The 15,220-nt window shown below is 72.0% G+C and carries 13 protein-coding genes; 10 read left to right on the top strand and 3 right to left on the bottom strand.

Annotated elements, in window-relative coordinates; all coding sequences use genetic code 11:
- Window positions 1-74: 74 nt before the first annotated feature.
- Window positions 75-890 (bottom strand): 16S rRNA (cytidine(1402)-2'-O)-methyltransferase, encoded by an 816-nt coding sequence (rsmI, locus tag E3O41_RS04535; RefSeq protein ID WP_067025932.1) that lies wholly within the window; start codon window positions 888-890, stop codon window positions 75-77.
- Window positions 891-919: 29 nt separating this feature from the next.
- On the opposite strand from rsmI, the gene E3O41_RS04530 reads away from it, so the two are divergent.
- The 7 genes from E3O41_RS04530 to E3O41_RS04505 all read left to right on the top strand — a co-directional run bounded on the left by E3O41_RS04530 (window position 920) and on the right by E3O41_RS04505 (window position 7,088).
- Entirely contained in the window at window positions 920-1,618 is a 699-nt protein-coding gene (locus E3O41_RS04530) for an HAD family hydrolase (RefSeq protein WP_158231522.1), read from the top strand.
- 97 nt (window positions 1,619-1,715) lie between these two features.
- On the top strand, window positions 1,716-2,717 hold the full coding sequence (gene phnD / locus E3O41_RS14260; protein WP_135012074.1) for a phosphate/phosphite/phosphonate ABC transporter substrate-binding protein: 1,002 nt from the start codon (window positions 1,716-1,718) through the stop codon (window positions 2,715-2,717).
- 56 nt (window positions 2,718-2,773) lie between these two features.
- Window positions 2,774-3,580, top strand: a complete 807-nt coding sequence (gene phnC / locus E3O41_RS04520) for a phosphonate ABC transporter ATP-binding protein (protein WP_067025929.1) — start codon at window positions 2,774-2,776, stop codon at window positions 3,578-3,580.
- Window positions 3,577-4,362, top strand: a complete 786-nt coding sequence (gene phnE / locus E3O41_RS04515; RefSeq protein WP_135012072.1) for a phosphonate ABC transporter, permease protein PhnE — start codon at window positions 3,577-3,579, stop codon at window positions 4,360-4,362. The genes phnC and phnE (E3O41_RS04515) overlap by 4 nt, the downstream gene beginning before the upstream one ends.
- Window positions 4,359-5,198, top strand: a complete 840-nt coding sequence (gene phnE, locus E3O41_RS04510; RefSeq protein WP_135012070.1) for a phosphonate ABC transporter, permease protein PhnE — start codon at window positions 4,359-4,361, stop codon at window positions 5,196-5,198. The genes phnE (E3O41_RS04515) and phnE (E3O41_RS04510) overlap by 4 nt, the downstream gene beginning before the upstream one ends.
- 58 nt (window positions 5,199-5,256) lie before the next feature.
- On the top strand, window positions 5,257-5,412 hold the full coding sequence (locus E3O41_RS14105) for a hypothetical protein (protein WP_158231521.1): 156 nt from the start codon (window positions 5,257-5,259) through the stop codon (window positions 5,410-5,412).
- 170 nt (window positions 5,413-5,582) lie between these two features.
- On the top strand, window positions 5,583-7,088 hold the full coding sequence (locus E3O41_RS04505) for a dolichyl-phosphate-mannose--protein mannosyltransferase (RefSeq protein WP_067025923.1): 1,506 nt from the start codon (window positions 5,583-5,585) through the stop codon (window positions 7,086-7,088).
- A gap of 78 nt (window positions 7,089-7,166) precedes the next feature.
- Here the strand turns inward: E3O41_RS04505 and E3O41_RS04500 are convergent, their stop codons facing one another.
- The gene (locus tag E3O41_RS04500) at window positions 7,167-8,003 is read right to left on the bottom strand and encodes an aldo/keto reductase (RefSeq protein ID WP_067025922.1); all 837 of its coding nucleotides are present in this window, start codon (window positions 8,001-8,003) and stop codon (window positions 7,167-7,169) included.
- Between the two features lie 28 nt (window positions 8,004-8,031).
- Window positions 8,032-9,324 carry a glycosyltransferase gene (locus E3O41_RS04495; protein ID WP_099566296.1) on the bottom strand — a complete coding sequence of 431 codons (1,293 nt, stop codon included), beginning with the start codon at window positions 9,322-9,324 and terminating at the stop codon, window positions 8,032-8,034.
- A gap of 100 nt (window positions 9,325-9,424) precedes the next feature.
- Here E3O41_RS04495 and hrpA point away from each other — a divergent pair, with 100 nt between their 5' ends.
- The 3 genes from hrpA to E3O41_RS04480 all read left to right on the top strand — a co-directional run bounded on the left by hrpA (window position 9,425) and on the right by E3O41_RS04480 (window position 15,191).
- A complete protein-coding gene (gene hrpA / locus E3O41_RS04490) occupies window positions 9,425-13,387 on the top strand; it encodes an ATP-dependent RNA helicase HrpA (RefSeq protein WP_135012068.1) in 3,963 nt (1,320 codons plus the stop codon).
- Window positions 13,388-13,464: 77 nt separating this feature from the next.
- On the top strand, window positions 13,465-14,493 hold the full coding sequence (locus E3O41_RS04485; RefSeq protein WP_067025916.1) for an STAS-like domain-containing protein: 1,029 nt from the start codon (window positions 13,465-13,467) through the stop codon (window positions 14,491-14,493).
- Window positions 14,493-15,191 (top strand): alpha/beta fold hydrolase, encoded by a 699-nt coding sequence (locus E3O41_RS04480; RefSeq protein ID WP_083990911.1) that lies wholly within the window; start codon window positions 14,493-14,495, stop codon window positions 15,189-15,191. The genes E3O41_RS04485 and E3O41_RS04480 overlap by 1 nt, the downstream gene beginning before the upstream one ends.
- Window positions 15,192-15,220: the final 29 nt, after the last annotated feature.

The following is a 15,220-nucleotide window of genomic DNA, read 5'->3' as shown; positions in this document are numbered from 1 at the left end:
TTGCGGGCGCGCTCCGTGTTTCGCGCGGCCGCCCCGGCGCCTCGCGGGAGCCGGCGATCGTCACATTCGCGCGCTCACCGCGCGGCGAGCGCGGCCTGGTACAGCTCGCGCGACGACAGCCCGGTCGCCTCGGCGACCTCACGGGCCGCCTCCTTCAGCCGCGCACCGCCGGCAACCAGCGCCTGCACCTGAGCGAGCGCGTCGTCCCCCGAGATCTCGCGCAGTGCGGCGCCGGCGACGACGATGACGAGCTCGCCGCGCACGCCCGCCTCGGCCCACGCGGTCAGCTCGGCGAGCGTGCCCCGGGCGACCTCCTCGTGCAGCTTCGTCAGCTCGCGCGCCACGGCCGCCCGGCGGTCGCCGCCGAACGCCGCCGCCATGTCGGCGAGGGTCTGCGCCGCGCGCGACGGGGCCTCGAAGAACACCATCGTGCGCGGCTCGGCGGCCAGCGCCGCCAGCGCCCGCGATCGCTCCCCCGGCTTGCGGGCCACGAAGCCCTCGAAGGTGAACCGGTCCGTCGGCAGCCCGGAGACGGCGAGCGCGGTGAGCACCGCGCTGGGCCCGGGGATCGCCGTGACCTCGACGCCCGCGGCCACGGCGGTGGCCACGAGGCCGTAGCCGGGATCGCTGACGGTCGGCATGCCCGCGTCGGTCAGCACGACGAGGTCCTCCTCGCGCGCCCGCTCCACGAGCTCCGCGGACACCTGCTTCTCGTTGTGGTCGTGCAGGGCGATCAGGCGCGGCCGGTTCTCGATCCCCAGCGCGAGGAACAGCCGGTGCGCCGTGCGGGTGTCCTCGGCCGCCACGACGGGCGCCGCCTCGAGCACCTCGACGAGGCGACGCGAGGCGTCCCCGAGGTTGCCGATGGGCGTCGCCGCGAGGATGATCACCGATCCAGCGTACGGGTAGCGTTTCGGAGGTGACCGAGCGCTCCCTGATCCTGGATTTCGACGGCACGGTGTGCGTGGGCCACGGCCCCGCCCTCGTGTACGCGCGCCAGGCCGCGGGGCTGCACCCGGACCTCGCCGACCTCGCCGAGCGGGTGGAGCGGTACTGCGGCGGCGAGGCGATGGAGGAGTTCGAGGGCGCGCCCGACGGCTACATCGCCGTGCAGCGCCGCGCGACCACACAGGGCGTGCCGATCTCGGCCCTCCAGGCCGCGTTCATGGAGGCGCGCCGGCAGCTGGCCGACACCGGCCTCGACACGCGTGCGCCCGAGGGTCTGCGCCCGCTGCTCGACGAGCTGCGCGCCGCCGGCACGCGCCTGCTGCTCGTCACCAACGCGCCGCCGCACGGCCTCGACCGGATGCTCGTGCGCCTGGGCCTCGACGGCGCGTTCGACGAGGTGATCGCCGATGCGGGCAAGCCCGCGGGCCTGGGCGCGATCCTCGACGGTCTGGGTCATCCCGTCGCCAAGGACACCGTGCTGAGCGTGGGCGACATCTTCCTCAACGACCTGTCGGTCCCGCTCGAGCGCGGGGCGTCCACGGCGCTCATCGATCCGTTCGATCGGGTCGAGGGCGATCCCGACGTGCGGGCGCGCTCGTTCGAGGAGCTCATCCCGTTCATCCGATCCTGGGCCGGACTCGACGCGGCACGGCCGGTTACATCCTTGTGAACGGATCCTGAACGGCTGGGTCCGGCGGCTAGATTCGCAGTGCGCGCGTCCCGCGCACCGTCCTCGCGCCGTTGCGCGCCACGATCGAGGAGAGATCTTGACTCACCGTCTGTTCACGAAGCGCCGCGCCGCGGCCGTCACCGCCGCCGCCACCCTCGCCCTCGCCCTCGCCGGCTGCGCGGGCGGCGACGCGCCGAGCGGCGGAGACGGCGACGCCCCCGAGGAGCTCGTCCTCGGCCTCGTGCCCTCGCAGGACGTCGACCAGCTCGTCGTCGACGCCCAGGAACTGGGCGACCTGCTCTCGGACGAACTCGGCATCCCGGTGACCACGAACGTGTCGACCGACTATGCCGCGCTCGTGACGGCGATGCAGGCGGGCCAGGCGCAGATCGGCATGTTCGGCCCCATCGCGCTCGTGCAGGCGGCCGACGTGGCGGGGGCCGTCCCCGTGCTGCAGTCGGTCCGCTACGGATCGGACACCTACGTCACGCAGTGGTACACGAAGGACACCGATCGGTTCTGCCTCGACGAGGTCGTCGAGAAGGAGACCGAGGACGGCGTCTTCACGTTCTGCAACGGCACCGACGCCGACGAGGTCGAGGGCCCGAAGGGCGAGGAGGCGCTCGAGCTCATCACGCAGGACGAGAAGATTGCGTTCGTGGACGAGGGGTCGGCCTCGGGCTACTACTACCCCGCCACACAGCTGCAGGAGGTGGCCGGCCTCGACCCGTTCGCCCTCACCGGCGCGGTCTTCGCCGGCGGGCACCCGAACGCCGTGATCGCGGTCGACGACGGCGACGCCACGGTGGGCGTCAGCTTCGACGACGCCCGCGAGGAGGTCGTCGCGGAGCGCCCGACGATCGGGCAGGACGTCACGGTGTTCGCCTGGTCGCAGAACATCCCCAACGACGGCATCGCGGTGTCGGCCGACCTCTCCGAGGAATGGCAGCAGAAGATCACCGACGCCTTCCTCGCGGTCGCCGAGACCGAGGAGGGTCTCGCCGTGCTCGACGCGGTGTACAACATCGAGGGCCTCGTCCCGGCCGATCTCGAGGCGCTCGATGCCGCACGCCAGGTCGAGGCGAACTTCGGCGAGTGATCCCCCGCGGGCCCCGGCGCGGCGGGGCCCGCAACCGAACCAAAGGCGCTGCACACGTGATCCGCTTCGACGACGTCTCCGTCCTCTATCCCACCGGCACGAAGGGCCTCGACGGGGTCAGCCTCGAGATCCCCGACGGCCAGTTCGTCGTCGTGGTGGGGCTCTCCGGCGCCGGCAAGTCCACGCTCATCCGCACGATCAACGGCATCGTGCCGACGAGCTCGGGCACCCTCGAGGTCGACGGCTTCCGCGTGGACGGCGCCGCGGGCCGGGGCCTGCGTCGCCTGCGCGCCCGCGTGGGCATGATCTTCCAGTCGTTCAACCTCGTGCCCCGTTCCACGGTGCTGAGCAACGTGCTCACGGGCCGGCTGCACGCCACGCCGTGGTGGCGCGCGCTGTTCGGCTGGTGGCGCAAGGCCGACACGGAGCGGGCGTTCCAGGCCCTCGAACGGGTGGGCATCGTGGAGAAGGCGTACAACCGCGCGTCCGCCCTCTCCGGCGGGCAGCAGCAGCGCGTCGCGATCGCCCGCGCGCTCGCGCAGGAGCCGTCGGTGATCCTGGCCGACGAGCCGGTCGCGTCGCTCGACCCGCCCACCGCCGACATGGTCATGCGCGACCTGCAGCGCATCAACCGCGAGCTGGGGATCACGGTGGTGGTGAACCTGCACTTCCTCGACCTCGCCACGCGCTACGCCGACCGCATCATCGGCATGCGGGCGGGACGGGTCGTGTTCGACGGCACCCCGGCCCAGACCGACGACGCCGTGTTCGAGCAGATCTACGGCCGGCCGCTCTCGTCGGCCGACGTCCTGCCCGGCTCGGCCGCCGCCCAGGTGGATCTCCCCGACGGTCCCGACGCATGACGGCCCCGGCCCGCCCGCGGCGGCCCGCGCCGCGCCCGTTCTTCGTCGTCGCCGGCGTGGTGGCCGTCGCGATGACAGTGTGGTCGGCGATCCAGATCGACTTCACCCTCGCGCCGTTCTTCGAGGGCAATCCGCGCGCCTGGGGCATCGTGCAGCAGTACCTCACCCCGAACTGGGCGTTCATGGCGCAGGTATGGCCGCAGTGGCTCGAGACGCTGCTCATGGCGGTGATCGCGACCTTCGCGGGCGCCCTGCTCGGCCTCGTCTTCGCCCTGATGGGCTCGCACACGTCCAACCGCTCCCCGTGGTTCCTCCGCGTCGTGCGCGCGATCCTGTCGGTGCTGCGGTCGCTGCCCGAGATCGGGTGGGCGTACCTCATGGTCGCGATGGTCGGGATCGGGTCGCTGGCGGGCGTGCTCGCGCTCGTGATCTTCAACATGGGCATCATCGCCAAGCTCACGAGCGAGACGATCGACGCCGTCGACCGCGGCCCGCTCGAGGCCGCCGACGCCGCGGGCGCATCCACGATGCAGCGCATCGTCGCGGCCGTGCTGCCGCAGGTGTGGCCCGGGTACTTCTCGTACGTGCTGTACGTGTTCGAGATCAACCTGCGCGCGTCGGCGATCATCGGCATGGTGGGCGCGGGCGGCATCGGCTCGGTGCTCAACGTCGAGCGGGCCCGGTTCAACTACGACAACGTGTCGGCCGTCGTGGTCGGGTTCATCGTCATCGTGATCGTCCTCGACGTCGCGTCGCAGACCCTGCGGAAGAGGCTGATGTGAGCACGCCCCGCCCCGCCGCGCCCTCCAAGGTGCCCGCGACCATCGCCTTCGTCGCCGTGGCGGCCGTCGTCATCGGCTGCGCCGTGGCGCTGCGTGCCGACTGGGCGGCCCTGCTCGGCCTGCCCGAGCGGCTCGTCACCTACGCGCGTCTGCTCACCGAGGGATTCTGGGCCAACCCGTTCGCCGATCCGCAGCGGGAGTGGTGGGCGGTCGCGTTCGACTTCATGCTCGACTCGCTCTCGATCGCCTGGATCGGCACCCTCATCGGCGCGATCCTGTCGCTGCCGCTGGGCTTCGCCGCCGCGCGCAACGTCGCCCCGGCATGGCTCGTGTGGATCACCCGCACCCTGCTCAACGTGATCCGGGCGATCCCGGAGTTCATCCTCGCGATCGTGTTCCTGCTGCCCCTGTTCGGCTTCCACCCGGCCGCCGGCGCGATCGCGCTCGGCATCGGATCGGTCGGCACCCTGGGCAAGCTCACGAGCGAGGCGCTCGAGGACCTCTCCCCCGGTCCCGTCGAGGCGCTGCGCGCCACCGGCGCCTCGGGCCTGTCGGTGCTGCGCTGGGGCATGCTGCCGCAGGTGATGCCTGAGATCGTGTCGTTCTGGCTGTACCGGTTCGAGGTCAACATCCGCGCCGGCGCGATCCTCGGCATGCTCGGGCTCGGCGGCATCGGCTTCCTCTTCGACCAGCTGTTCAACGGCCGCGAGTGGGCGCGCGCGGGCATCGCCCTGCTGGTGACCGTGGTGGTCACGATCATCGTCGACCAGCTCTCCGCCGCCGTGCGCCACCGCATCATCGGCACCGAGCAGCTCACCCACCGCGAGGTGTTCTAGGGGTTCGCGGCCTCGGCTCGCCCCCGCGTGCGCGCCGGCGTTTCAGCGCAGATCTACGTTGCAGCGCAGCGGCACCCCACATGCCCGGCTCCGTCTGGCCGGCTACCACGTGATCCGCGTCGGCTATCGCCAGGTCATGGACGACTGGGCCACCGTGCAGGAACTCATCACGGCGGCCATCGCGCGCGGTCTGCACCGCCGCCGCGCGTCCTGATCCTGCCCGGACGCCGGCGTTGCAGCGCAGATCTGCACAACAGCGCAGCCGCAGCCGCGCGATCTGCGCCGAATCGCAGATCTGCGCGGAATCGCAGGCGCACCCCCGCCCCGCCCCCGACCCCCCGCGCAATCCCGCACGCATCGGCGGGGCGCCCATAGGCTGGCGGGGTGAGGATCCGGGCGCGCGCGTGGGAGTGGCTCGCGCCGTTGCTGCTGACGGTGATCGCCGCGCTGCCGCGGCTGATCGCCCTGCAGCACCCCCACGAGCTCGTGTTCGACGAGACCTACTACGTCAAGGACGCCTGGTCGCTGTGGAACCTCGGTTACGAGGGCACGTGGCCCGACGACGGGGACGCCCGGTTCGTCGCGGGCGAGACCGGCGCGTTCTCGAGCGATCCGTCGTACGTGGTGCATCCGCCGCTCGGCAAGTGGCTGATCGCGCTGGGCATGGCGCTGTTCGGCGCCGACAGCGGCTGGGGGTGGCGCTTCGCCGTAGCGCTCGCCGGCATCGCCGCGGTGCCCGTGCTGTACGCGATCGGGCGGCGGGTGTCGGGATCGATCGCGGTCGGCGCGGTCGCGGGCGGTCTGCTCGCGGTCGACGGGCTCGGCATCTCGATGAGCCGGGTGGCGCTGCTGGACAACTTCCTCGCGCTGTTCGTGCTGATCGCGGTGCTGTTCGTCGTGATCGATCGCACGCAGGTGCGCAAGCGGATCGAGAGCGCGCCCGACTCGGTGTTCGGTCCGGTGCTGTGGCGGCGCCCGTGGGTCCTCGCCGCGGGCGTCGCGCTGGGCGCGGCGACGGCGGTGAAGTGGTCGGGCCTGTACGCGCTGGCCGGCGTGGGCCTGTGGCTCGTCGCCACCGACGCGCTGGAGCGCCGCCGCGCCGGCTTCGAGGGCTGGCTGCCGAGCGCGATCGTCCGGCAGGGGCCGGCGTCGTTCGTGCTGCTCGTGCCGATCGCGGCGGTGACGTACCTGGCCTCGTGGTCGGGATGGCTGTTCACGGCCGGCGGCTACGACCGCCAGTCCGATCCGAACCCGCTGATCGCGCTGTGGAACTACCACTCGTCGGTGTACGGCTTCCACGTGGGGCTCACGAGCGGCCACCCCTACGCGAGCCCGGCGTGGCAGTGGCCGCTGCTGCAGCGCCCCACCGCGATGTGGGTGGATCACCCCGCCGTCGGCGAGGCGACGTGCGCGTGGAGCGACGACTGCATGGGCGTGATCACGAGCCTGCCCAATCCGATCGCGTGGTACCCCGGGATCGCGGCGATCGTGTTCCTCGCCGTCGTCGCGGTGCGCACGCGCAGCGCCCGCTTCACGGTGCCGCTGGCCGGGTTCGCGATCACGTGGGTGCCGTGGCTGCTCTACCCGCAGCGCACGACGTTCCAGTTCTACTCGATCGCCCTGCTGCCGTACGTGTGCCTGGCGGTCGCGCTGGCGCTCCAGTGGCTCTGCCGCGACCGCGAGCCGGTGCTGCTGCCCGACCCGACGCCGCGCGAGCGGGTCGACGCCGCCCGGTACGCGGCCCGCCAGACCCGCGCCTGGCGCATGGTCTCGTCCGGCTTCGTCGTGATCGCGCTCGCGTCGGCGCTGTACTTCCTGCCGCTGTCGACGGGGATCCTCGAGCCGTACCGGCTGTGGTGGCTGCACATGTGGCTGCCCGGCTGGATCTGACCCCGAGCACCGCGACCCGCCCGCGAGCAACGCGAAGGGCCGGCCCCCGAGGGAGCCGGCCCGTGCGATCCGATCGGATCAGTTGACCTCGGACGGGTGCGAGGCGACGCGGCCCGAACCGTCGCCCGGGTCGAGCGCGGTGATCGCGTCCATCTCGGCGGCGGTGAGCTCGAAGCCGAAGACGTCGAAGTTCTCGGCCATGCGCTCGGTGCGCACCGACTTGGGGAACACGATGAAGCCGCGCTGCAGGTGCCAGCGGATGACGACCTGCGCCGGCGTCTTGCCGTGCGCCTCGGCGGCCGCGGCGACGGCGGGGTTCTCGAACAGCGGGTACTTGCCCTGACCCAGCGGACCCCACGACTCGATCTTCATGCCGTTGGCCTCGCCCCAGGCGAGGACGTCGGCCTGCTGGTAGGCGGGGTGCAGCTCGATCTGGTCGACGGCCGGCACGACACCGGTGTCCTTCACGATGCGATCGAGGTGCTCGGGCAGGTGGTTCGAGACGCCGATCGAGCGCGACAGGCCCGCGTCGCGGATCTCGATGAGCTTCTGCCAGGCGTTCGAGTAGGTGTCGCGCTGCGGCGTGGGCCAGTGCGTCAGGTAGAGGTCGACGTACTCCAGGCCGAGCTTGTCGAGGCTCTCGCGGATCGCGTCGTGCGGCTGCTCGCCCGACTGGCGGTCGTTCCAGAGCTTCGTCGTGATGAAGAGCTCCTCACGCGGGATGCCGCTCTTCGCGATCGCGGCGCCCACGCCCTCCTCGTTCTTGTAGATGGCGGCGGTGTCGATGTGGCGGTAGCCGACCTCGAGCGCCTCGCTGACGGCCTTCTCGGCCTCGGCCGGGGGCACGAGGAAGACGCCGAAACCGAGCTGCGGGATCTCGTAACCGGAGTTGAGCTTCACGGTGGGAACGGTCATGTCCCCAGCCTAGGACCCGGCCATGCGCTCACGACGCCGCGCGCACCCGCTCGCGCTCCGCCTCGACGGCGGTGACGCGCTCGAACAGCGCATCGAAGACGCTGGCGCGGTCGAACTGGAGCGCGTACTCGCGCGCCCGGTCCTCCCACTCCGCGCGCTCGGCGGACCCCATCGACAGCGCCCGGTCGATCGCCGCGGCGATCTGCTCGGGGGCGTCGACGTCGATGATGATCGCGGTGTCGCCCACGGCCTCTCCCACGCCGCCGGTGAGCGTCGTGATCGCGGGGCCGCCGCCGGAGAGCGCCTTCTCGGCGAGCGCGATGCCGAAGGTCTCGATGAACTCCGGCCGCGGCTTGGTCGGCAGCACGTACGCGGCCGCGCCCGCGAAGAGGAACGGCTTCTCCGCGTCGTCCACGTCGACGAGGAACCGGATGCGGTCGGCGGCCGGCGACGCGGCGGCGATCGCCCGCAGCTCCATCTCCTCCGGGCCGCGCCCGGCGATCACCAGCTGCCGGTCCGTCGCGGCCTCGGCGGCGGCGAAGCCCGCGATGAGGTCGTCGACGCCCTTGGCACGCGCCAGCCGCGAGAGGTAGAACACGTACCCGTCGCGTTCGAGCCCGCGGGCGGCGAGGTGGCGGTCGACGTCCTCGGGCTCGAGGCCGACGAACAGCGCCGCGTTGATCGCGGGGTACGAGATCGCCACCTTCTCCTCGCAGCGGGCCGCGTAGCTCGTGCCGTGCTTGGTGTCGAGGTGGCGGGCCTCCTCGACGATGAGGTCCTTGGTGTACTGGCTCACGGCGACGCAGACGTCGCTGGCGAGGTACGACTCGAGCACGTGCGCGGCGGCGCCGAAGCGGTCGGCCTCGATGCACTGCCGCACCACGTTGGTGATGTCCGAGCCCACGGCCTCCGCCACGGTGATCACGTTGACCGGCAGCCCCGTGCGGCGCGCGACCTCGACGGCGTCGGTGACGGCCGTGGTGTGCGGCGACAGGTACAGCGACATCGCGACGGTCGGAACGCCGTCGGTGAACAGCTCCACGAGGCGCCCGATGAGCCCGCCGATGTAGCGCCCGTCGACCACCTTGTAGTCGCCGACCGGCTCGGGACGCTCCACGTGGATGCCCTCGCTGTACGGCAGCACGGAGTCGAGCGGCTTGAGGGGCAGTCCGGCGGATTCGAGGCGCTCGATGGGCCACGTGACGATCCGCACCTCGTCGAATCCGCGCAGCAGCGCGGCCTCGGCGAGGTTGCGGGCTTCGCCGGAATGCCCGCAGATCACGGGGTCGGCTCGGACGACGATGACGAGTCGGCGGGTCATCCGGACAGTCTGCGGGTTCGCGTGGGTCATGCGTGTTACGGAACCAGGAACGTCTGTTGAACGCCAGAGCCTTGTGGATCGGCCCATAGACTGGAGGGCTATGCCCGAGCCGATCATCACCTATCCCCCGGAGCTGCCCGTCAGCGCCGCGCGGGACGAGATCGCGGCGGCGCTGCGCGAGAACCAGGTCGTGATCGTGGCCGGCGCGACCGGGTCGGGCAAGACGACGCAGCTGCCGAAGATCGCCCTCGAGCTCGGGCGCACGCGGATCGCGCACACCCAGCCGCGCCGGCTCGCCGCGCGCACGATCGCGGAGCGCGTGGCCGAGGAGCTGCAGGTGGAGCTCGGCGGGATCGTCGGCTACAAGGTGCGCTTCACCGATCAGATCTCCGACGCGACCCGCATCGCGCTGATGACCGACGGGATCCTCCTCAACGAGATCCACCGCGACCGGCTACTGCGCCGCTACGACACGATCATCGTGGACGAGGCGCACGAGCGATCGCTCAACGTGGACTTCCTCCTCGGCTACCTGCGTCGGATCCTGCCCGAGCGGCCGGACCTGAAGGTGGTCATCACCTCGGCGACGATCGATCCGGAGTCGTTCGCCCGCCACTTCGCCGCCGCCGACGGCACGCCGGCGCCGATCATCGAGGTCTCAGGCCGCACGTTCCCCGTGGAGATCCGCTATCGGCCGCTCGTGGACGAGGCCGAGGAACGACCGGCGCGAGACGCCGAGCCGCAGGACGAGGTGTCGGCGATCGTGGCGGCCCTGCGCGAGCTCGACCGCGAGGCGCCGGGCGACGTGCTCGTGTTCCTGCCCGGCGAGGCCGAGATCCGCGACGCCGCCGATGCGGTGCGGGGCGCGTTCGCGAACCAGGCCGCGCCGACGGAGGTGCTCCCGCTCTACGGCCGCCTGAGCGCCGCCGAGCAGCACCGGGTGTTCGAGCGATCCACCGTCGCGGGCGTCAGGCGCCGCGTCGTGCTCGCCACGAACGTGGCCGAGACCTCGCTCACCGTGCCGGGCATCAAGTACGTGATCGACACGGGAACGGCGCGCATCTCGCGCTACTCGAACCGCGCCAAGGTGCAGCGCCTGCCCATCGAGCCGATCTCGCAGGCCTCGGCGCAGCAGCGGTCGGGCCGCGCCGGCCGCACGAGCGACGGCATCGCGATCCGCCTCTACTCCGAGGAGGACTTCGAGAAGCGGCCGGAGTTCACCGAGCCCGAGATCCTGCGCACGTCGCTGGCCTCGGTCATCCTGCAGATGCTCGCGCTCGGCTTCGGCGACATCACGGAGTTCCCGTTCCTCACCCCGCCCGACTCGCGCGGCGTGAAGGCGGCGCTCGACCTGCTCGTGGAGCTCGGGGCGGTGCGCCTGGGCCGCGGGCAGCCGAGCCTGACGCGCATCGGCCGCGACATCGCCCGGCTGCCGATCGACCCCCGCTTCGCGCGCATGCTCATCGAGGCCGGGCGCACGGGCGTGCAGGAGGAGGTGCTCGCGATCGTCGCGGGCCTGTCGATCCAGGACGTGCGCGAGCGGCCGGAGGATCAGCGCGAGCAGGCGGATCAGGCGCACGCGCGGTTCGCCGACCCCGCCAGCGACTTCCTGGGCCTGCTGAAGCTGTGGGACCACCTGCGCGAGCAGCAGCGCGCCCTGGGCTCGAGCGCGTTCCGCCGGCTGTGCCGCAGCGAGTTCCTCAACTACGTGCGCGTGCGCGAGTGGTTCGACGTGCACCGCCAGCTGCGCGGCATGCTCCCCAAGCCGAAGCGCGGGTCCGAATCGCTCGTCGACCGGAGCGGCGAAGCCGCGAAGCGGAGACGGACCGAGCAAGCGAGCGAAGCGAGCGCGTCGAGGTCACGGAGCACCCCGGAGTCCGGCCACCCCCAGGGCGAGGCGATCCACCGGGCCCTGCTCGCGGGCCTGCTCTCGCAGATCGGCACACTCGATACGCGCGACGCCAAGGCCGCCCCCAAGGATCGCCGCCCCGCCCCGGCGGAGTACCGCGGCGCGCGCGGCATCCGCTTTTCGATCTTCCCCGGCTCGGCGCTGCGCCGGCAGCGGCCGCAGGCCGTCATGGCCGCCGAGCTCGTGGAGACGTCGCGGCTGTTCGCGCGCACCGTCGCCCGCATCGATCCGGCCTGGGCGGAGCCGCTGGCCGGCGACCTCGCCAAGCGTCAGGTGAGCGAGCCGCACTGGTCGAAGGACGCCGGGGCGGCGGTGGCATACGAGAAGGTCACGCTGTACGGCGTCGAGATCGTGCCGCGTCGGCGCATCCAGTTCGCCCGTGTGGATCGCCCCGGCGCCCGCGACCTGTTCCTGCGTCACGCCCTCGTCGAGGGAGACTGGGATCCCTCGGTCCTGCCGCAGCACCTCACCCAGTTCCTGCGCCAGAACGCCGAGCTGCGGCGCCGGCTCGAGAAGCTCGAGGAGCGCGAGCGCCGCCGCGACATCCTCGCCGGCGACGAGGCCGTCTACGCGTTCTACGACGAGCGGATCCCGCAGGACGTGTTCGACGTGCGCTCGTTCGAGGCGTGGTGGCGCGAGGGCGTGGCCCGTCAGCCGAAGCTGCTGACGATGCGCGAGCAGGACCTCGTCGACGGCGCCGCCACGTCGGATGCCCGCGATTTCCCCACGAAGTGGACGCAGGGCGATCAGACGCTCGGCCTGGCCTACCGGTTCGAGCCGGGCGCCCCGGACGACGGCGTCACGGTCGTGATCCCCCTGCCCCTGCTCGCGCAGATCGAGCCGGCGGGCTTCGACTGGCAGGTTCCGGGCATGCGCGACGAGCTCATCACCGCCATGCTCAAGGCGCTGCCGAAGGCCATCCGGCGCCACGTGGTGCCGGCGGCCGACTGGGCCGCGAGGTTCTCGGAGGAACTGGCGGGCCAGGGTCCGGAGGATCACGCCGGACGCCCGGCCGCGACGCTCGCGGACGTGCTCGCCCGGCTCGTGCGACGGCAGGCGAATCAGCCGGTCGGAGCCGACGCCTTCGAGCTCGACCGCGTGCCGGAGCACCTGAAGATGTCGTTCCGCGCGGTGGATCAGCGCGGCCGCGCCCTCGCGTCGGATCGCGACCTGGCGACCCTGCAGCAGCGGCTGGCCGGCAAGGCCCGCGACAGCGTGGCCCGTCAGCTGGATCGCGCCGGCTCGCGCGCTCCGAAGGGCGCGGGCCGCGTGGCCGAGGCCACGACGATCCACGCCTCGATCGAGCGCACCGGCCTCACCGACTGGGACCTCGGCGAGCTGCCCGAGGTGGTCGACACCAAGGTGGCCGGCGGCGTGGTCCGCGGCTATCCCGCGCTCGTCGACCGCAAGGAGAGCGTCGAGATCCGCGTGGAGGCCACGGCCGAGGCCGCACGCCGAGTGAGCCGCGCGGGCGTGCGCCGCCTCGTGCTGCTGCAGGTGCCGAGCCCGGTGTCGTACATCCAGGAGCACCTCACCGCGAACGAGAAGCTCGCCCTCGCCGCCTCGCCGTACGCGTCGGCCCGCGCCGTGATCGAGGACTGCCGCGCGGCCGTCGCCGACGCCGTGCTGGATCGCCACGGCCCCGTCCGCACGCGCGCGCAGTTCGAGGCGGTGCGCGACGAGGTGAGTCGCGGATCGGTCGACGACGTGCTCGCGACGGTGTCTCTCGTGGCGCGGATCCTCACGGCCGCCCGCGAGGTCGAGAAGGCGATGAAGCGCGCCAACTCGATGACGCTGCTCGGCGCGCTCAACGACGTGCGGGGGCAGCTGGCCGGGCTCGTGCACCCCGGATTCGTGCTCGCGACCGGCCTCGATCGCCTCCGCCACCTGCCGCGCTACCTCGAGGGCGCGCGGATCCGCCTCGAGCAGCTCCCCGACAACCCGGGCCGCGACCGCGCGTGGATGACGGAGTACGAGCGCGCCGCCGCCGCGTTCGCCGAGGCGGGCGGCGCGATCCCGCTCCCCGCCGATGCTCCCCCGCAGCTGGTCGCCGCCCGCTGGCTGCTCGAGGAGCTGCGCGTGAGCCTGTTCGCCCAGCGCCTGGGCACCGCCGAGGCCGTCTCGGTGCAGCGCATCCAGAAGGCGCTTCGGTGACATATAGATTTATGTAGATTCCCATGCGAGCCCGTGGAAGAATCATCGTTGAATCTATAGAAATCAACGGAGGCACCATGGGCTCTTCGTCATCGCGAGTCGGGATCGGCGCAGCCGCGGACATCCTCGGTGTCTCGACGAGCACCGTCCGCGAACTCGCCAACCGCGGGATCCTGACCTCCACGACGACCCCGGGCGGCCACCGACGATTCGATCCCGTACGACTTCGTGCGGAATGGGATGCGTACACCGATGCGCGCGCCACGCCGAGCGCGGAGTGGACACAGACGCACCGCCTGGCCGGGCTGGAAGAGGACGAGGTGTGGCGATCGTTGCGCACCTGGCTCGATGATCGCCTCGATCCCCTCCCCGACAGTGCGCGCACGATCCTGGCGTACGCCGTGACGGAGACGGTGAACAACGCCATCGATCACTCGCGCGGCAGCGAGGTGACCGTCTCCTGCGAGCTCGACGACCGGAACATCCGCGTCACCGTGCAGGACGACGGCGTCGGCGTCTTCGAGACGATCAGAGAGGGCTTCGCCCTGCCCAGCGTCCTCGACAGCCTTGTCGAGCTCACGAAGGGCAAACGGACGACGGCGCCCTCGCGACATGCGGGCGAGGGCCTCTTCTTCACCTCGAAGGCCGTCGACCTCTTCGACCTCTCGGCGAACGGGCTCCGATTCATCGTCGACAACCGCATCGACGACATCGCCACCGGCAGCTCCCACGCAACAGGCACCGTCGTGCGCCTCGCTCTGGACGCGGACACCGCGCGGGGCCTCGCCGATGTCTTCGCCGCGTACACCGATGAGGACCTCGCGTTCGTCCGCACGACCCCCGTGGTGAGGCTGACGCCTGCCGAGGGCGAGTTCATCAGCCGAAGCGAGGCGAAGCGCTTCGCCGCCGGGCTTGAGAAGTTCACGGAGGTCACGCTCGATTTCACGGGCCTCGGACTGATCGGACAGGGCTTCGCGGACGAGCTGTTCCGCGTCTGGCACCGAGAGCACCCCGAGGTGACGCTCCACGTTTCGGGCGCGTCCCCCGCGGTGGCGATGATGATCGGGCGCGTGGATCCCTCCTTCCTCGACGGACGGAACGGCTGATGCTGCACACGCGAGAGTGGGGCTCCGGTGATCGCACGGCGCTGCTCGTGCACGGCATGTTCGGGTCCTCCGAGAGCTGGACGCGTGTCGGAGAGGCGCTGGCGGCTCGAGGCTTCCGGGCCCTCGCGATCGGTCTTCCCGGCCACGGGCAGTCCCCTCGAGACCCGCAGCTCACCGTGGAACGCGCGGCGGAGGCCCTGCTCCGGACGGCCGGCGAGGCGGGCGCTGACGCACCCGACCTCGCGATCGGGCACTCGTACGGAGGCCTGGTCCTCTCCGCCGCGGCGTCCAGGCTCACCGCCGATCGGCTCGTGATCGTGGACTCGCCGACGTCGTTCCCGGGCGGCGCCGATCGCGAGCGCGCCCGCGCGCACTACGCACGCGCACGAGCGGAGCGCACGCGGGAACGCCTCCTGGCGCGGTCGTACTACTCGCCCGACGATGCCGAGCGCGAGGCGCGCGCAGCGGAGCAGTTCGATCCCGACACGGCGGCGGCCGCCTCGGCCGCTCCCGGTGGCTCGTGGCCACTCCCGCGCGGAGCTGTCGTGGTCCGCCCTTGCCCCAGCGACGACATCCCGGACGACGAGGCGGCCCGGCTGCGCGCCGCCGGCATCGACGTGCGCGATGTCCCGGGCGCGGCCCACACGATCTGGTACAGCCACTTCGACGCGTTCCTGGCGGCCCTTCCGCTGGCGTGACAGCAGCGCGGCCTCCGGGCACGGCGACC

The organism is Microbacterium sediminis, from assembly GCF_004564075.1.
In the GTDB taxonomy this organism is placed as follows: Bacteria; Actinomycetota; Actinomycetes; order Actinomycetales; family Microbacteriaceae; genus Microbacterium; species Microbacterium sediminis.
This window is presented reverse-complemented; position numbering and strand designations above follow the sequence as displayed.